Origin of the sequence: Sanguibacter suarezii NBRC 16159, assembly GCF_001552735.1 — a bacterium.
GTDB lineage: Bacteria > Actinomycetota > Actinomycetes > Actinomycetales > Cellulomonadaceae > Sanguibacter > Sanguibacter suarezii.
This window is the reverse complement of the sequence record NZ_BCRT01000021.1, coordinates 495,427-513,578: the sequence shown is the minus strand read 5'-3', so window position 1 is coordinate 513,578 and position 18,152 is coordinate 495,427. Positions and strand designations below refer to the sequence as shown.

15 protein-coding genes are annotated in these 18,152 nt (G+C 71.9%); 10 read left to right on the top strand and 5 right to left on the bottom strand.

What is annotated here, in order from left to right:
- Positions 1-30: 30 nt before the first annotated feature.
- Together SS2_RS15715 and SS2_RS15710 are read left to right on the top strand one after the other, a co-directional pair.
- Complete coding sequence (locus SS2_RS15715; RefSeq protein ID WP_157607378.1) at positions 31-453, top strand: hypothetical protein; 423 nt, start codon at positions 31-33, stop codon at positions 451-453.
- Between the two features lie 91 nt (positions 454-544).
- Positions 545-2,143: a DUF7059 domain-containing protein gene (locus tag SS2_RS15710; protein WP_066465722.1), complete on the top strand. Its 1,599-nt coding sequence runs from the start codon at positions 545-547 to the stop codon at positions 2,141-2,143.
- A gap of 31 nt (positions 2,144-2,174) precedes the next feature.
- Here SS2_RS15710 and SS2_RS15705 read toward each other — a convergent pair whose 3' ends face one another.
- Both SS2_RS15705 and SS2_RS15700 read right to left on the bottom strand, forming a co-directional pair.
- Positions 2,175-3,719, bottom strand: a complete 1,545-nt coding sequence (locus tag SS2_RS15705; protein WP_066465721.1) for a sensor histidine kinase — start codon at positions 3,717-3,719, stop codon at positions 2,175-2,177.
- Entirely contained in the window at positions 3,716-4,522 is an 807-nt protein-coding gene (locus SS2_RS15700; RefSeq protein ID WP_083942312.1) for a response regulator transcription factor, read from the bottom strand. Before SS2_RS15700 ends, SS2_RS15705 begins: the two co-directional genes overlap by 4 nt.
- Positions 4,523-4,656: 134 nt before the next feature.
- Between SS2_RS15700 and SS2_RS15695 the strand changes: the two genes are divergently transcribed.
- From SS2_RS15695 to SS2_RS15680, 4 genes are all read left to right on the top strand, one after another.
- Positions 4,657-5,724, top strand: coding sequence for a phosphatase PAP2 family protein (locus tag SS2_RS15695; RefSeq protein WP_245643642.1), 1,068 nt, complete (start codon positions 4,657-4,659; stop codon positions 5,722-5,724).
- Positions 5,725-5,838: 114 nt separating this feature from the next.
- Positions 5,839-8,718: a type I DNA topoisomerase gene (topA, locus tag SS2_RS15690; protein ID WP_066465719.1), complete on the top strand. Its 2,880-nt coding sequence runs from the start codon at positions 5,839-5,841 to the stop codon at positions 8,716-8,718.
- Positions 8,719-8,791: 73 nt separating this feature from the next.
- Entirely contained in the window at positions 8,792-9,850 is a 1,059-nt protein-coding gene (locus tag SS2_RS15685) for a Gfo/Idh/MocA family protein (protein ID WP_066465718.1), read from the top strand.
- The gene (locus SS2_RS15680) at positions 9,847-10,899 is read left to right on the top strand and encodes a Gfo/Idh/MocA family protein (RefSeq protein ID WP_066465717.1); all 1,053 of its coding nucleotides are present in this window, start codon (positions 9,847-9,849) and stop codon (positions 10,897-10,899) included. Before SS2_RS15685 ends, SS2_RS15680 begins: the two co-directional genes overlap by 4 nt.
- A gap of 120 nt (positions 10,900-11,019) precedes the next feature.
- Here the strand turns inward: SS2_RS15680 and SS2_RS15675 are convergent, their stop codons facing one another.
- Positions 11,020-11,268 (bottom strand): hypothetical protein, encoded by a 249-nt coding sequence (locus SS2_RS15675; RefSeq protein WP_066465715.1) that lies wholly within the window; start codon positions 11,266-11,268, stop codon positions 11,020-11,022.
- 85 nt (positions 11,269-11,353) lie between these two features.
- On the opposite strand from SS2_RS15675, the gene SS2_RS15670 reads away from it, so the two are divergent.
- Positions 11,354-11,905 (top strand): MarR family winged helix-turn-helix transcriptional regulator, encoded by a 552-nt coding sequence (locus SS2_RS15670; protein WP_369405221.1) that lies wholly within the window; start codon positions 11,354-11,356, stop codon positions 11,903-11,905.
- 32 nt (positions 11,906-11,937) lie between these two features.
- Here SS2_RS15670 and SS2_RS15665 read toward each other — a convergent pair whose 3' ends face one another.
- Positions 11,938-13,608, bottom strand: coding sequence for an HNH endonuclease signature motif containing protein (locus SS2_RS15665; protein ID WP_066465713.1), 1,671 nt, complete (start codon positions 13,606-13,608; stop codon positions 11,938-11,940).
- A gap of 125 nt (positions 13,609-13,733) precedes the next feature.
- Positions 13,734-14,411 carry an HAD-IA family hydrolase gene (locus tag SS2_RS15660; protein WP_066465711.1) on the bottom strand — a complete coding sequence of 226 codons (678 nt, stop codon included), beginning with the start codon at positions 14,409-14,411 and terminating at the stop codon, positions 13,734-13,736.
- 81 nt (positions 14,412-14,492) lie between these two features.
- On the opposite strand from SS2_RS15660, the gene tmk reads away from it, so the two are divergent.
- The 3 genes from tmk (at position 14,493) to SS2_RS15645 (ending at position 18,045) form a co-directional block, all read left to right on the top strand.
- Entirely contained in the window at positions 14,493-15,167 is a 675-nt protein-coding gene (gene tmk, locus SS2_RS15655; RefSeq protein ID WP_066465709.1) for a dTMP kinase, read from the top strand.
- 1 nt (position 15,168) lies between these two features.
- Positions 15,169-16,305, top strand: coding sequence for a DNA polymerase III subunit delta' (locus tag SS2_RS15650; protein WP_066465707.1), 1,137 nt, complete (start codon positions 15,169-15,171; stop codon positions 16,303-16,305).
- Positions 16,306-16,407: 102 nt separating this feature from the next.
- Positions 16,408-18,045, top strand: a complete 1,638-nt coding sequence (locus SS2_RS15645) for an alpha/beta hydrolase (RefSeq protein ID WP_245643640.1) — start codon at positions 16,408-16,410, stop codon at positions 18,043-18,045.
- The last annotated feature ends 107 nt before the right edge of the window (positions 18,046-18,152 follow it).

The following is an 18,152-nucleotide window of genomic DNA, read 5'->3' as shown; positions in this document are numbered from 1 at the left end:
AAACCTTCAGCAACCGCGAGCATTAGTCCCATGACTACACACATGAAGCGCCTGACCGCCGGGGCCGGCGCCGCTGTTCTCCTGGCTGCACTGGTCACCGGATGCAGCAGCGACGACGCCTCCATCGAGGAGTTCTGCGCACAGGGAGAGGCCCTCACCGAGAGCACCGCCCTCGACGACGTCGACTTCACCGACTCCGAGGCAGTCGACAAGGCCGCGGACGAGATGATCTCGCAGCTCAAGTCGCTCGACGCCCCGAAGGAGATCGCTGACGACTGGGCCGTCGTCACCGACGCGATGGACCAGTACCTGACCGCCGTCAAGGACATCGACCCCACCTCCGAGACCGCCGCTGACGACCTGATGGCCGTGACGGACCTCATGTCCTCCGACGAGGTCACGACGGCGAGCGACAACGTCGACACCTTCACCACCGAAAACTGCGAAGCCTGAGCCTTTTCGTTCCAGCGCTTCGTCTGACAGGAGGCGGTCCCCTCGGGGGCCGCCTCCTGTCATGTACCCGGTCCGGGGGAAGATAGGTCCCATGCCTCTCGGTGACCCCACGATCGACCCGACCCTCCTGCCGCTGCTGCGCACCGACCTCGCCGCCGCGTCCTACACCGTCGACGGCGTCGAGGACTTCCTCGGCCCGCTCGCCGCCGCAGCCCTGCACCGGGAGCAGGCGGTGCCCGCCCTGCGCGTCGCGCGCGCCGCGCTCGGTGGTGCGGCGGGTGGTGCTGGGCGGACCGCGGCGTCGGGCAGGCTGCCCGAGCCCCGCGCGGTGCTCACCGCGCTGTTCCTGCTGGGGATGGAGGTCACCCGCGCCGAGCTCGACGCGGCGCTGCCCGGCGTCGGGACGGACGGCGCCGCGCGTCTCGGCCTCGTCGTCGCGGCGGGAGCCGGACCCGACGACGGCGTCCGCGCGCTGCTCGACCTGCGCCCCTACGCCGCCGCCGACGCCGCCGGACCGGTGTCCTGGTGGCTCGCCTCGGACCTGGGCGAGCTCGCGACAGGTCGCCGCCTCGCCGGCGACCACGTGCTCGGTGCCGGTGGCGCCTCGATCACCCTGGCGCAGGTGACCATGCGCACCCCCGTCGACCGGGTGCTCGACCTGGGCACCGGCTGCGGCATCCAGGCGCTGCACGCCTCCCGCCACGCCAGGTCCGTCGTCGCAACGGACATCTCCCGCCGCGCGCTGGCCTTCGCGGAATTCAACGCTGCCCTCGACGAGGTGCGCCTCGACCTGCGAGAAGGGTCGATGCTCGAGCCGGTCGCCGGGGAGCTCTTCGACCTCGTCGTGTCGAACCCGCCCTTCGTCATCACCCCGCGGGCCGCAGGCGGCGGCACCATCCCGGACTACGAGTACCGCGACGGCGGCCGCGCCGGCGACGACCTCGTACGCGACCTCATCCAGGGCGTCGGTGACGTCCTCGCCCCCGGCGGGGTCGCCCAGATGCTCGGCAACTGGGAGCACCGACGCGGTGAGGGTTGGATGGACCGGGTCGGGGGATGGCTCGACGAGGCCGGGCTGGACGGATGGGTCATCCAGCGCGAGGTCCTTGACCCCGCGGAGTACGCCGAGACGTGGATCCGTGACGGCGGCACCACCCCCGAGCGTGAGCCCGCTGAGTGGGCCGCGTCCTATGAGGCGTGGCTCGACGACTTCGCCAGCCGCGACGTCGAGGCGGTGGGCTTCGGCATCGTCACCCTGCGCAAGCCGGTCGCCGGCACCGGGGCGAGCCTGCGCCGGCTGGAGGAGCACACCGGGTCGGTGCGCCAGCCGCTCGGCGGGCACCTGGCCGTCTCGCTCGCCGCCCACGACTGGCTCGAGGCCCGCGACGACGCCGCGCTCGCCGGGTCACGGCTCACCGTGGCGCCGGACGTCAGCGAGGAGCGCTACCTCACCCCGGGCGCGGGGGACCCCAACGTGGTCATCGTCCGCCAGGGCGACGGCCTCGGTCGCGGCATCCACGCCTCGGCCGGGTTGGCGGCCCTGGTCGGGGCGAGCGACGGAGAGCTCACGGTCGGCCAGCTCACCACGGCGATCGCCTCCCTCTTCGAGGTACCCGCCGGGGAGCTCGCAGGCGAGCTGCTGCCGGCGGTGCGCGGCCTGGTCCGCGACGGCTTCCTCGTCCCGGCCTGAGGCCTGACCGACCGCTCGCACCCGCCCGCGTTCAGCCCTCGGCGGCCGCGCTCGTCGACGCCGCGCGCGGGTTGCGGGGCAGGGCGACCTCGAAGGTCGCCCCGGTCGCCGGGGCAGGGGCCGAGCGGACGGTGATCTCTCCGCCGTGGGCGGCGACGATCGCCTGGGCGATCGCCAGGCCGAGCCCGGTGGACCCGCCGTCGCGGTTGCGGGCGGAGTCCCCGCGGCTGAAGCGCTGGAACAACGACGACGCGAGGGACGCCGGGATGCCCGGGCCGTCGTCGGACACGACGACGACGACGCGCTCGCGCTCGGGGCGCACCGACAGCGTCACGGTGGTGCCCGGCGGGGTGTGCACCCGGGCGTTGCCGAGCAGGTTCGTGAACACCTGGCGCAGCCGGGCCTCGTCGCCGACGACGACGGCGTCGGGGGGCTCAGGCAGGTCGGCGTCGTCCTCGCCGCCGGGCAGCTCGAGGCGCCACACGTGGTCGCGGCTCGCGGCGTGGGCGTCCGCCGCGGCGTCGATGGCCAGGACGGTGAGGTCCACCTCGGCACGCTCGAGCGGGCGGCCGGCGTCGAGACGAGCGAGCAGCAGCAGGTCCTCCACGAGGGCGCTCATCCGCGAGGCCTCGGACTCGATCCGGTCCAGTGCCCGCAGGGTGCCGGCGGGCACCACGTCGGGGGAGCGGCGCACCAGCTCCGCGTAACCGCGGATGGAGGCGAGCGGGGTGCGCAGCTCGTGGCTGGCGTCCGCGACGAACTGGCGCACCTGCGTCTCCGACTCGTGGCGGGCGGCGAGGGAGGTCTCGACGTGCCCGAGCATCCGGTTCAGCGCCGCGCCCACCGTGCCCACCTCGGTCCGCTCGTCGGTGTCGACCGGGTCCACCCCGGGGATCTGGGCCACCTCACCGCGGTCCAGCGGCAGCTCGGAGACGCGGATGGCGGTGTGGGCGACCCGCTCGAGGGGACGCAGGGAGCGTCGCACGAGGATGGTCGCGGCTGCGGCGGCGACCCCCGCGGCGAGCACGATGAGCAGGATCTCGACCGTGACGTAGGACCGCAGCGGCTCGTCGGCCGTGGTCGTGGGCAGGGCGGTGATGACGCGGTCACCCAGGACGGTGGTCGCAGAGATCGCGCGGTAGGAGCCCAGGTCGCTGAGGTGGACGGGATGGATCTGCCCGTCCGTAGGGACGGCCAGGAGCTCGGCGAGCTGGGCGTCGGTCACCTCGGTCAGGGTGCCGGAGTCGTCGGGATAGGTCGCCTGGACCACCTCGGAGCCGGAGAAGAAGACGTCGATGGTGCCGGCGCCCTGCCCCGGGATCTGTCCGGGCTGGTTCGCTCCCGGGGGCTGGTCGGTCGGAGACGGGGAGCCCAGGATCCGCGGTCGGTTGACCGCGCGGTCGCTCGCCTGGGTCAGCTGGGCGTCGACCTGGTCGAGCAGCTGGCTGCGCAGCGCGAGGGTGGAGGCGACCGCCATGAGCGTGCAGATCACCAGGACGAGGCCGATGAGCAGCGTGACGAGCTGGCGGCGCAGGGTCCACGGCCGGCGAGGTCGTCCCGCGTGCGCGGGGGTCACTCAGCCGGTCCGGCGGGCTTGAGCACGTAGCCGACGCCGCGCAGGGTGTGGATCATCGGCTGGCGACCGGCGTCGATCTTGCGGCGCAGGTAGGAGATGTACAGCTCGACGATGTTGGCCTGCCCGCCGAAGTCGTACTGCCACACCCGGTCGAGGATCTGCGCCTTGGACATCACCCGGCGGGCGTTGCGCATGAGATAGCGCAGCAGCTCGAACTCCGTGGCGGTCAAGGAGATCTCCTCCCCGCCGCGGGTCACCTCGTGGGAGTCCTCGTCCAGCACCAGATCGCCGACGACGAGCGTGGCGTCCTGGCGGGCGGCGTTCGCCCCCGCGCGGCGCAGCAGGCCGCGCAGCCGGGCGACGACCTCTTCGAGGCTGAAGGGCTTGGTGACGTAGTCGTCCCCGCCGGCGGTGAGCCCTGCCACGCGGTCCTCGACGGAGTCGCGGGCGGTGAGGAAGAGCACCGGGACGGCGGGCTGGTGCTGGCGGATGCGCCGCAGCACCTGCAGGCCGTCGATGTCCGGCAGCATGACGTCGAGGACGATGACGTCGGGTGAGACCTCACGGGCGAGCTTGACGGCGCTCTGCCCGGTCAGCGCGGTGGAGATGTCCCAGCCTTCGTATCGCAGCGCCGAGGTGAGCAGCTCGGCGAGGTTCGGTTCGTCGTCGACGACCAGGACGCGCAGCGGGCTGCCGTCCGGGCGGGTCAGGCGCGGCTGGGCGGGCTGGACCGGGGTGTCGACGGGGCGGCGCGGCTGGTCGGCGCCGTCGCTGCTGGCTGGCACGGAGGGGGTGGTGACCATGTGTACATGGTGCATCTGGACCCTTCGCGCGGCCTGAGACGAACCTATGAGCCTGCTGTGAACACTGCTGATCGTGCCCAGAGCATCGACGCGTTCTCCGCCGGACCCTCACAGGTCTGACATACCGTTGCGGGGTGAGACCCGACGAGACGACGCGACTGCTGCCCGTGACCGAGCCCTCGGGGCCCGGCTACGGTGGCACCCGCGCGCCGCGGGACCCGAACGACCCGGTCGCGGGCGCACCACGCGGGGGCGGGGGCTCGAGCCCGGGGAAGCGACAGCACGGCACCCGCCACGTCCCCAGGCTCCCGCGGGTGCTGGCCGTCGTCGTCGCCCTCGCTGCTGCGGCAGCCACGGTGGCGCTGTGGCGGATCTTCGTGGGGACGCACCAGGGGCAGGTCGTCGAGGAGCTGGCCTATGACGGCGCCCTGCTGGGCCGCAACTGGTTGTGGACCGTCGCCGAGCCGCTGCTCGACGTCGTCTCGGTGAGCTTCATCGTGCTGGGCACCGTGGTGTCGATGGGCGTGGCGCTGCTGCGGCGCCGGTGGAGCCTGGCCATGCAGGTCGCCGTGGTGGTCGTCGGCTCGAACGTCACGACCCAGTTCCTGAAGTACTCCGTCTTCGACCGGGTGAACCTCGGCGGGGAGAGCTGGTGGCAGAACAGCCTGCCCAGCGGTCACACGACCGTGGCGGCCTCGGTCTCGGTGGCCCTCGTGCTCGCCGTCCCGCGCACGGCCCGCCCGCTCGTGGCGCTGCTCGGCGCCGTGTACACCGGCGCCACCGGGATCTCCACCCTGGTGGGCCAGTGGCACCGGCCCAGCGACGTCGTCGCGGCCCTGGCCGTGGTGCTGTTCTGGGGGGCGCTCGCCTGCGCCCTGACTACGTCGTCCTCCCTGGACCCGGCCCCGTCCTCCGGCGCTCGCGGCGCTCGCGGCGCCAGCCGTGCCGCCCGCGGCTCCGGCGCCGGATGGGTTCTCGCGGTGCTCTCGGCGGGGGCCGTCGTCGGAGGAGTCGCGGCCGCGTGGGCGCTGCGTCACACCATCGACGTGGTGGAGTCCGCGGCCGTGATCACCCGCCGCGAGGAGACCATCGCCTACCTCGGTGGGGCCGGTGCCGTGGTCGCGGCGACGGCTGTGGTCTTCGCCCTGCTCCTGGCGCTCCGCCAGACCGTGGCGCGCAGCACCGCGCGAGTTCCGGTGTGACGAGCGTGCCATGAGGCCGTAGGCTGCCGAGTTGGGCGCCCGTGCAGCAACCGATGCTGCTCACTGAGCGCCAACCGAACCTCCGCAGTCCTCGTCACGGAAGCAGGCCCTTGTATGTCCGCTGGTCGCAAACTCGTCATCGTGGAGTCGCCCGCCAAGGCGCGCACGATCGCCGGCTACCTCGGCGACGACTACGAGGTCGAGGCGAGCGTCGGGCACATCCGTGACCTGCCGCAGCCGTCCGAGCTGCCCGCGGACATGAAGAAGGGGCCCTTCGGCAAGTTCGCAGTGAACGTCGACGGCGGCTTCGAGCCGTACTACGAGGTCTACGCGGACAAGAAGAAGAAGGTCTCGGAGCTGAAGAAGCTCCTCAAGGACGCCGACGAGCTCTTCCTCGCCACCGATGAGGACCGCGAGGGCGAGGCCATCGCCTGGCACCTGCTCGAGGCGCTCAAGCCCAAGGTTCCGGTCAAGCGCATGGTCTTCCACGAGATCACCCGCGAGGCCATCCACCGCGCGCTCGAGAACACCCGCGAGCTCGACACCCGCCTCGTCGACGCCCAGGAGACGCGCCGCATCCTCGACCGTCTCTACGGCTACGAGGTCTCGCCCGTGCTGTGGCGCAAGGTCCGCCAGGGCCTGTCCGCCGGTCGCGTGCAGTCGGTGGCCACCCGCCTCGTCGTCGAGCGTGAGCGTGAGCGGATGGCCTTCGTCTCCGCGAGCTACTGGGACGTCTCCGGGGAGTTCACCACCCAGTCCGGCCCCGACGCCGGGGAGTGGTTCTCCGCCAAGCTCGCCCAGGTCGACGGTGCCCGCGTGGCCTCCGGCCGTGACTTCTCCGACGCCGGTGTGCTCAAGTCCCCGGGCGGCGTGGTGCACCTGGACGAGGCAGCGGCCACCGCCCTCGTGTCCGCGCTGGCCGACCAGCCCGCCCAGGTCTGCAGCCTGGAGACCAAGCCCTACACCCGCCGCCCGGCGGCGCCGTTCACCACCTCCACGCTCCAGCAGGAGGCCTCGCGCAAGCTGCGGATGTCCTCTCGCCAGACGATGCGCACCGCGCAGTCGCTGTACGAGAACGGCTACATCACCTACATGCGTACGGACTCCCCGTCGCTGTCCACGCAGGCCACCGACGCCGCCCGGCGCCAGGCTGCCGAGCTGTACGGGCCCGAGTTCGTCCCGTCCGCACCGCGCGTCTACACCGCCAAGAACAAGGGTGCGCAGGAGGCCCACGAGGCCATCCGCCCCGCCGGTGACTCCTTCCGCACCCCCGCCCAGGTCTCCCGGGAGATCAGCGGCGACCAGTTCAAGCTCTACGAGCTGATCTGGAAGCGCACGGTCGCCTCGCAGATGGCTGACGCCCGCGGGTCCACCGCCTCGGTGCGTCTGGCCGTGACCGGCACGCTGGGCGCGGACGCGCCCACCATCGGCCGTGCCTCCGCCGGGTCCACGACCGAGGCCGTCTTCGCGGCGTCGGGCACGGTCATCACCTTCCGCGGCTTCCTCGCCGCCTACGAGGAAGGCCGCGACACCGAGCGCTACGACACCGAGGGCGCCTCGAAGAAGTCCGACGACGACGCGCGCCTGCCGCAGATGGCCGAGGGCGACGACCTCACCTCGCGCGACCTCACCGCGGACGGCCACGCGACCTCCGCACCGCCCCGCTTCACCGAGGCGAGCCTGGTGAAGGCCCTCGAAGAGCGCGGCATCGGCCGCCCGTCGACGTACGCCTCGACCATCTCGACCATCCAGGACCGCGGCTACGTGCTCAGCCGCGGCCAGGCCCTCGTGCCCAGCTGGCTCGCCTTCGCGGTGATCCGCCTGCTCGAGGAGCACTTCGGTCAGCTCATCGACTACGACTTCACCGCCGGCATGGAGGCTGACCTCGACGCGATCGCGGCCGGTGACACCGAGCGGGTGGCCTGGCTGACGAAGTTCTACTTCGGTGACGACGGCTCCGGCGTGTCCAGCGGCGAAGGCCTGCACGAGCTCGTCGAGAACCTCGGCGACATCGACGCCCGCGAGATCAACTCGATCGCCATCGGCGACGGCATCGTCCTGCGCGTGGGTCGCTACGGCCCCTACATCGAGGACACCGCCGCGCCGGTCGCCGAGGGCGAGAACCCCCCGCGCGCCTCCGTGCCCGACGACGTCGCCCCCGACGAGCTGACCGTCGCCAAGGCGCGCGAGCTGCTCGAGACGCAGGGCGAGGGTGACCTCGTCCTCGGTCAGGACCCCACCACCGGGACCACCATCGTGGCCAAGGGCGGGCGCTACGGACCGTACGTGACCGAGCTGCTGCCCGAGCCGGAGTTCGAGGAGGGCCTCTCGGCCGCTGCGCTCAAGCGTGCCAAGGCCGCGCTGCCCAAGCCGCGCACGGCCTCGCTGCTCAAGACGCAGTCGCTGCAGACCATCACCCTCGAGGACGCGCTGCAGCTGCTGTCGCTGCCTCGCGTGGTCGGGGTGGACCCCGAGACCGGTGCGGAGATCACCGCGCAGAACGGTCGCTACGGGCCCTACCTGAAGAAGGGCACCGACTCCCGCACGCTGCCGAGCGAGGAGGCCATGTTCACGGTCACCCTCGAAGAGGCGCTGGAGATCTACGCCCAGCCCAAGCGCGGGCGCGGCGCCACAGCCGCACCGCCGCTCAAGGAGCTGGGCGAGGACCCGACGTCGGGCAAGCCGATCGTCATCAAGGACGGCCGCTTCGGCGCGTACGTCACGGACGGCACGACCAACCGGACGCTGCCCAAGGACATCACCATCGAGGCGATCACCCACGAGCAGGCTGTCGAGCTGCTCGCGGAGAAGCGCGCCAAGGGCCCGGTGAAGAAGACGACCAAGGCGGCGGCGGCCAAGAAGGCCCCGGCGAAGAAGGCTCCGGCCAAGTCGGCTGCCAAGACGACGACGGCGAAGACGACGACGCCCAAGACGACCGCGACGAAGTCGACGACGGCCAAGAAGGCTCCCGCCAAGAAGACTGCGGCCGAGTAGGTCGCAGCAGATGATCGGGCGGCGCGTGGACCACGCGCCCCCGCAGGTCACAGCCTTCGGCTAGCGTTGGGCCATGACTTCCCACACTGACGTGACGACAGCTCTCTCCCTCGTTCCGGCCACCGACCAGGCGCCGGCCGTGCGGTGGGGCATCCTGGGTGCCGGGTGGATCGCCGGAAGCTTCGCCGAGGCTGTGACCAGCGCGACCGCATCGACGGTGCGCGCTGTGGGCTCGCGCTCGGCCGCCAAGGCCCGCGCCTTCGCCGACGCCCACCTGGGTGCCGACGCCGCGGGAGCGACCGCCCACGGGTCCTACGAAGACCTGGTCACCGACCCCGACGTCGACGTCGTCTATGTCGCCACGCCGCACTCCCACCACCGCGAGCACGCACTGCTGGCCATCGCGGCGGGCAAGCACGTCCTCGTGGAGAAGGCGTTCACCCGCAACGCCGCCGAGGCCGAGGAGGTCTTCGCGGCCGCGCGCGACGCCGGGGTGTTCGTCATGGAAGCCATGTGGACCCGGTTCCTGCCGCACGTGGCTGCGATCCACGCGGCCATCGCCGACGGGGAGATCGGCGAGATCATCACCCTCGCCGCCGACCACGGCCAGTTCTTCGACGTGGCTGACACCCACCGGCTGGTCAACCCTGACCTGGCCGGCGGTGCGCTGCTCGACCTCGGGGTGTACCCGGTGTCCTTCGCCCACGACATCCTCGGGGTGCCCGAGTCGATCACGGCGGTGGGGACGCTCACCGAGACCGGCGTCGACGGCCAGGTCTCGATGATCTTCGACTATCCCGGTCGCACGCAGGCCGTGCTGACCACGACGCTGTGGGCGGCCACGCCGACCACCGCCACCATCACCGGGACCGCCGGGCGCATCGAGATCGACGGCGCCTTCTACGCGCCCACGTCCATGCGCGTGGTGCGCCACGACGGCACCGTCCGGGAGGTGGCTCGCCCCGATGTCGCCGGGCTCGCCTTCGAGGCGGCCGAGGTTGCGCGCCGGGTGCACGCCGGTGACACCCAGTCCGACCGGATGAGCTGGCAGAGCACGCTGGACGTGCTCGGCTCGCTCGACGAGGTCCGCCGCCAGGTCGGCGTCGTCTTCCCCGGTGAGGGTGCAGCATGACCGCCCAGCCGGTTCTCCTGTCCGGGGTCGTGGGGGATCCCCTCGAGGCGCCGCCGCTGCGGTGGGGCGTGCTCGGTGCGGGGTACATCGGCGGGTCCTTCGCTGACGCGGTGACCCACCACACGACGAGCACCGTCCTGGCGACGGGGTCCCGTGAGGTGGCCAAGGCGGTGAAGTTCGCCGCCGAGCACGGCATCGACCGCGCCTACGGCTCCTACGAAGAGCTCGTGGCCGACCCGGACGTCGACGCGATCTACGTCGCCACGCCGCACTCCCACCACCACGACCACGCGCTCCTGGCGATCGGCGCGGGCAAGCACGTGCTGGTGGAGAAGGCGTTCACCCGTAACGCGGCCGAGGCGCGCGAGGTGATCGACGCCGCCCGCAGCGCGGGGGTGTTCGTCATGGAAGCGATGATGACCCGCCACCTCCCGCACATGGTGGCCCTGACGGAGATCATCGGCCGAGGTGACATCGGTGAGGTCCGTGAGATCCGCGCGAGCTTCGACGTCGACGTCCCCTTCGACCCCCAGCACCGCATGTTCGACGCCGATCTCGCCGGTGGTGCGCTGCTCGACCTGGGCATCTACCCGTTGTCCTTCGCGGTCGACCTGCTTGGGTCGCCGGACGAGGTGCGGGCGAGCGGTCTGCTGACGCCGACCGGCGTGGACGCGCAGGAGACGATCGTGCTGCGCTACGGGCAGCAGGCGCTCGCCACCTTGAGCACGTCGGTGCGCACCTCGCGGCCGCAGACGGCGACGATCATCGGCTCGGCCGGGCGGATCGACATCGCCGAGAGCTACTTCCTGCCCACCACCTTCACTGTGACGACCGCGGACGGCACGGCGACCAGCTACGACGGGCTGCTGCGTTCGGAAAGCGGAGAGGTGTACTCCGAGGGCAAGCAGTTCGAGGCCGCCGAGGTGGCACGGTGCGTGGCTGCCGGGCTCACGGAGAGCCCGCGGATGACCCTCGACCAGTCGCTGGAGCTCATGGAGCTCATGGACGAGGTCCGCGCACAGATCGGGGTGCGCTACCCGGGGGAATGACGCTCGCTGGTGCTGGTGCTGGTGCTAGTGGTGTTACTGGTGGCGCCGGGGGTTCCGGCGCCGGGGGTTCCGGCGCCGGCGGGGCCAGGCGCCGGCGGGGCCAGGTGACTGACGGCGGAGTCAGGCCGCGTCGGTTGGCGGGGGCGTGACCGGAGCCTGGACCACGTAGCTGCTGCCGTCCGGCCCGACGACGCGGGTCAGCTCGGTGCGCAGCGCGGCGTCGCGGCCACGCTCGGCCTCGGAGGGCTCGCGCAGGGGCGCGGTGGAGTCGCCCACCTGGGCCGGGCCGAAGATCGGCAGCAGGCCCTCGGTGATGCGCATCCCGCGGGACTTGCGGGCTGCGCGCTTGGTCGAGCGACGTCCGAACATCTGAGCTTCCCCACATCGTGGTGCACTCTTGGTGCACAAATGATTTGTGTACCAACATTAACCCGGCTGTGCCTACGATGTCACTGTGACGTCCACGCAGCACTCCCCGGACCCTGATTCCGCCACGCCCGCTACCGCCACGCCCGCTACCGCCACGCCCGCTACCGGTGTCCCCGCGTCTGCGGACGCCGCGGGAGAGCTGGACCCGCTCGCGCTGGAGAGCCAGGTCTGCTTCGCGCTGTCGGCCGCAGCGCGGGCCATGGTGGCGATCTACCGTCCGCTGCTCGAGCCGCTGCGGCTGACCCATCCCCAGTACCTCGTCATGCTCGCTCTGTGGCAGCACGGCGACCTATCCCTCACCGAGATCGCGGCCATGGTGCACCTCGACCCGGCCACGGTGACCCCGCTCGTCCGCCGCCTGGAGACCCTGGGATACGTTCACAAGACCCGGTCCGACCGCGATGCACGGGTCGTCACGATCTCCCTGACGGAGGTGGGCCAGGCTCTGCGTTCCGTCGCCGAAGGGATCCCCGCCCAGGTGGTCGCCCGCACGGGGATGTCCGCCGCCGAGCTCACCGACGTCCGTCACACCGTGTCCACTGTCATCGACGCCGGCCGCCGTGCAGGCGTGCTCTGACCCTGTCGATCACATCCCTGGCGTCCCTCGGTTCACCAGCCCTCGAAGGGCCGTTGGCTCATGAATCGGTCAGTTCTCTGGCCGCCGACCTCACCGACGGCCTCCATGGTGGGGCGCAGACGAGTGCTCCTGCTGGTGGTTGTGGCTGTCTCGGCGGGTGGATCAGGCTGTCGTCCCGGGCCTGTGCCGGCCCGTTCGGCCGTACGCCGGGGCGTGCCGTCCCCTGCCGCTCTCCTGCCAGCCATACCTGCGCCGACGGGAGACCTCGATCTCGCGGCGACTCCTGTGCCGCGTTGGGTGCCCGTCTCTGCCCGCGTGAGGGGCTCCGTCGTGGTCCCTGGGGACGCTGAGCGGTGACGGGCAACCCGGACGACCATCGCGCCGGTGGAGTCGGGGCGGACGGTGAGGTTGTTCTTGTGGACCTCGTGGTGGTGGAAGACGCAGAGCAAGATGCCGTTGGCGATCGAGGTCTCGCCACCGTCGCGATCCCACCAGTCGATGTGGTGGACCTCGCACCAGCGGGATGGCTGCGTGCACCCGCGAAACTGGCAGTGGCGGTCTCTGGCGATGATGGCTCGGCGTTGTTCGCCAGAGTAGAGGCGAGCGGTTCGGCCAAGATTGATGGGGACGTCCTCGGCATCCACGACGACGCGCGTGACCTGGGCATCGCACAGTATCCGGGCCAGCTCGTTGAGCGGCACGGGAGTGCCGTCCTCGAAGATCGCCGGCTCCACCGGACCCGGCGCCCTCGTGTCTCCCGGTGGCCTTGACGGCCCTGGTGGCGCGGAGCCATGCGTGGGCGTGCCCGCCAGCCGGGTGTCGCCACCAGCCCCCGTCTCGCCATCTGCTGTCTCGATGGCGCACTTCCCCACGCGGGCGCGGCGTCGGAGCTCGCGGCGGGCCTCGACGAACGTGGCCTCGGTCATGATGAGCGACACGTGCGGCCGCACGAGGGCCCCGGTCTTGAGCGTCCCACCCGCTATGGCGACCTGTGCGACGTCGACCAGGGCGTCGGCGCACCGCTGGCCGTAGTCACGGTCGTCATCGGCACCAGGGCGGGTCATCGCCGCCTCGACAGCCAGCTGCAGGGTGCGTCCGGCCACCTCGTCCAGGAACCCTTTGACGTGCGTGCCGGCCGCTGTGGTGCTGATCGTCAGGTACCGGCGACGACGGATCTCCTCGTGCGTCGCGTCGTGGGCGACGCTGTCGCGGCGGGCCAGCCAGCGGTCGGCGGTCTTGGAGAAGGTGTCGGCGTCCTGCCCGCGGGCCAGGTCCAGCAGCTCCACGTGGTCGTCAGCGCTCAGCGCACCGGCGCTCGTGCGGTCCGCCGCCTTGCGAACCCTGCCCAGCACCTGGGCGTGGACCAGCGTGACCTCCCCGGCGGCCAGCGCGACGGACGTCTCGGGGGACTCGGCCAGCACGGTGGCCACGTTCACCTGTGTCCGAGCGGTCCGGAGCCCTTCCCCTGACATGTGCCCGCGCCAGGCCTCGAAGGAGGGGAAGCCGGAAGCCTTCCAGACCGCACTGTCCCGCTCAGCGACCAGCAGGGCCGCCCGCTCCGCCGTCAACGCTGCGATCGACGTGTCCAGCGCCGCGATCCGCGCGCACCGCGTCCGCGACTGTTCTGTCGCCGACCGCGTCAGCCCGGCCTCGACCACGGGCGCTGCGACGAGCGCCTCCGCTGCTTGCGTGCTGCCTGCCACGACTCACCGCCTGACGTCAGTGTCGAAGACCCAGGGAGCCGCGGAATCACGCGCCTCCCACCTGCTGTCTCGACTCTAGGCGGACCCACTGACACACCATCGACGTGGCGTCGGGTGAGCTCAGCTCAGAGCGCTCCCGACCGGTCGACCACCCGCAGCGTGCCGTCCTCGAGCACCACGACTCCCACCTGCCCGACGCCGGCGGCGTAGGCGTCCGCGTCCAGCTCGGCCAGGTCGTGGGTGCCGTCGACGGCCAGCGTGGCGCAGCCTGCCGCGCGCCCTGAGGCCAGCCCCGCCGGTGCGTCCTCGACGACCAGGCACCGCTCGGGCGCGAACCCGAGACGCTCGGCCGCCAGCGCGAAGGGTTCAGGGTCGGGCTTGCCGTGCGAGACGTCGTCGGCCGTGACGACCACGTCGGGGGCCGTGATGCCGGCCGCCGCGATCCGGACGTGGGCCAGTGCGCGCGTGCAGCTCGTGACGATCGCCTTGCGCTCGGCGGGCAGCGCGGCCAGGAGAGCGGCGGCGCCGTCGAGCAGCTCGACGCCGCTCGTGTCGGCCAGCTCGATGGCGTTGATCCGGTCCAGGGCGGCGTCGACCGCCTCCGGCGCGACCAGCCGCTCGACCAGCGTGCGCGCGGGCGTCCCGTGGGCGATCGCGAAGGTCGCACCGTCGAAGCCGTACTCGTCGGCCCACTGCGACCAGGAGCGGTCGACCGCGGCGATCGAGCTGATCAGCGTCCCGTCCATGTCGAACAGGAGCGCGTCGAAGGTGCGGTCAGCGAAGGCGAGGCCAGGAGTGAGCATGACCTCGACCCTACGTCGGTCCCCGTGGCGCAGTCACAACCGGCTGACCGCAGTGTGGGTGGTCGCGGATAGGCTGGGGCCGTGAGTTCACAGCAGCAGTCAGGGTTCTTCATCTCCTTCGAGGGAGGCGACGGCGTCGGCAAGTCCACCCAGTCGCGCCTGCTGGGGGAGTGGCTCCGGCTCGCCACCGGCCGTGACGTCGTCTGGACGCGTGAACCTGGGGGGACCGAGCTGGGGAAGGTGCTGCGCCAGGCGGTGCTGCACGGGGACCACATGGACCCGCGCACCGAGGCGCTGCTCTACGCAGCCGACCGCGCCCACCACGTGGCCTCCCTCATCCGCCCGGCGCTCAGCCGCGGTGACGTGGTCATCACCGACCGCTACCTCGACTCCTCGATCGCCTACCAGGCGGGCGGGCGCACCCTGGCCATCGACGAGGTCGAGAAGCTCTCCCTGTGGGCCACCGAAGGTCTGCTCCCGCAGGTCACGATCCTGCTCGACCTCGACCCACGCGTCGGCGCCACCCGTCTGACCGACGCCCCGGACCGTCTGGAGAGCGCCGGTGACGCCTTCCACCAGCGCACCCGCCAGGCCTTCCTCGACCGCGCCGCCCTCGACCCCACTCGGTGGATCGTCATCGACGCCGCGGCATCGATCGAGTCCATCGCCGTCCAGATCCGCGACGAGGTCGCCTCCCGCCTCGGCATCGTGCCCGCGCCGGAGCCCGCCCGCGCGCCTGTCCCGGAGGTGAGCTGACGTGTCCGTCTGGGACGACGTCGTCGGGCAGGAGAGCGCGATCGCGGTGCTGCGCGGGGCGATCGCGGACCCCGACGCGATGACGCATGCCTGGCTGCTCACGGGACCGCCCGGGTCCGGGCGCTCCAACGCCGCGCGCGCCTTCGCCGCCGCGCTGCAGTGCGAGCAGGGCGGTTGCGGCCACTGCCAGGCCTGCACGACGACGCTCGCCGGCACCCACGCCGACCTCACCGTCGTCGCGACGGAGAAGGTGACCATCGCGATCGACGAGGTGCGCTCGCTCATCACCTCCGCCTCCCGCACTCCCTCCCAAGGACGCTGGCGGGTCATCCTCATCGAGGACGCCGACCGCATGGCCGAGCGCACCACGAACGTGCTGCTCAAGGCCATCGAAGAGCCGCCGCCGCGCACCGTGTGGCTGCTGTGCGCCCCGAGCCCGCAGGACGTCATGGTCACCATCCGCTCCCGCTGCCGCGGCGTGAGCCTGCGGATCCCGCCGGTCGAGGATGTCGCCACGTTGCTTGTGAACCGCGACGGCATCGACCCCGCGACCGCGCTGACCAGTGCGCGCGCCGCGCAGTCGCACATCGGCCTCGCCCGCCGCCTGGCCCGCGACGCGGGAGCCCGCGACCGGCGCGCGTCCGTGCTGGCGATCGCCCGACGCATCCGCGGGGTGCCCGACGCCGTCATCGCCGCCGGAGAGCTCGTCGAGGTGGCCCAGGCTGAGGCCAAGGCCGCGACCGAGGAACGGGACGCGGACGAGAAGGCGGCCCTGCTGCGCTCCCTCGGCGCGGAGTCCGGGCAGACGCTTCCCCCGTCGCTGCGCTCCCAGGTCAAGCAGCTCGAGGACGACCAGAAGCGCCGTGCCACCCGGCGCCAGCGTGACGTCCTGGACCGCTCCATGGTCGACCTGCTCTCTCTGTACCGCGACGTCCTCATGGTCCAGCTGCGCGCCGGCGTCGAGCTGGTCAACGTCGAGCTTGACGAGACCGTGCGGACCTTGGCCGAGGAGTCCACGCCCGAGCAGACCATCCGGCGGATGGACGCGATCGGCGTGGCCCGCACCCGGCTCGGAGGGAACGTCTCGCCGGTGCTGGCGCTGGAGGCCATGGCGATCGCGCTGCGTCCGCAGGGCTGAGCCCCCGCGCGGCGCCCGCGCACCACCTGTGGGCAGGCCTTCTTTCCAGGACCTCCTCACCCGCGAGTGTTGTTCGGCGTCGAGGTTCGTTACGTTTGTGTCGTGACCTTTGCCTCTGACGACTCCATCGCGCCCGCACGACCTGCCCAGGAAGCCTCGCCGGCCAGTGGTGACACGCGCCCGCGCACCTTGCGCAGCCGGATGGCCCGCGCCGCCGCCGCGATGCTGGGGACCGTCCTGGTGCTCGCCGCGTGCGCCGACCCCGCCTCCAAGGTCCAGACCGAGGTCAGCCAGGGCGGGAGTGCGAGCGCCGCCCCCACGACCGCCGCCCCGGACCTGGACGGGATCGCCCCGGAGCTGCTGCCCTTCTACGAGCAGACGGTCGACTGGACCTCCTGCGGCTCCGGCTTCGAGTGCGCGGACATCATGGTCCCCCTCGACTGGGACGACCCGACAGGCGAGACCATCACCATCGGCGCCAAGCGCCACCCCGCCGACGAGACGTCGATGGGCACCATCCTCATCAACCCCGGTGGGCCCGGCGGCTCGGGGGTCGATTTTGTGGAGTACACCCCGTTCATCTTCGGCACCGAGCTCCTGGACAACTTCGACATCCTCGGCTTCGACCCGCGCGGGGTGGGGGAGTCCAGCGCCGTCTCGTGCCTGACCGACGCCGAGCGGGACGTCGCCGACGCCAAGACCTACACGACCGACGACGCCGGCCTGGCGCAGATGGCCGCCGACGCCGCGGCCTTCGGCGAAGCGTGCCTGACCAACACCGGCGCCGTGCTCGGTGAGGTGGACACCCAGAGCGCCGCCCGCGACATGGACGTCATCCGCCAGGTGGTGGGCGACGAGAAGCTCAACTACCTCGGGTTCTCCTACGGCACCCAGCTCGGCGCGACCTACGCCGGACTCTTCCCGGAGAAGGTCGGGCGGATGGTGCTCGACGGTGCGATCGACCTGCGCCTGACCCCTCACGAGCAGAGCCTGCAGCAGGCCGTCGGCTTCGAGAACGCCCTGCGCGCCTACGTCACCGACTGCCTCGCCAGCGCCGGCTGCCCGCTGACCGGGACCGTCGACGAGGCGATGGCCCAGGTCAAGTCCCTCTTCGACAAGATCCTGGCGAACCCGCTGCCGACCAACGACCCGGCGCGCCCGCTCACCCAGACCCTGGCCTTCTACGGCATCGCCCAGCCGCTGTACTCCCAGGCGATGTGGCCCACCCTCACCGCCGCGCTCACCGACGCGCTCAACGGTGACGGAACGGCGCTGCTGGCCAGCGCGGACAGCTACAACTCCCGCAACCCCGACGGCACCTACGCCGACAACCAGGGCGAGGCGTTCCGCGCCATCAACTGCCTCGACGACCGCGGGGAGACGGACCGGGCCACCATGGACGCCGAGGCGGCTGAGATCATCGCGGCCGCTCCGACCATGGGAGAGTTCTTCGGTTACGGCGGGCTCGGCTGCGAGAGCTGGCCGTTCCCGCAGGTCGATCAGAACTTCGACCTGTCCGCCAAGGGCGCGCCGCCGATCCTGGTGATTGGCACGACGAACGACCCGGCCACCCCGTACGTGTGGGCCGAGGGCCTGGCCGACCAGCTCGACTCCGGCGTGCTGGTGACCTACGACGGCGAGGGGCACACCGCCTACGGCACGTCGAACGCCTGCATCCTCAACACCGTCGACGACTACTTCGTCAACGGGACGGTGCCCGCCTCCGACCCGATGTGCTGACCGCTGGCGGGTGCGCAGCCGGCGCACCCCGCCGGACGGCCGCGCGCCGCGCTCGTCAAGAGACGATCACGAGTCCGCTTCATTTTGGCGTGTGGCCTTCGTGCCAG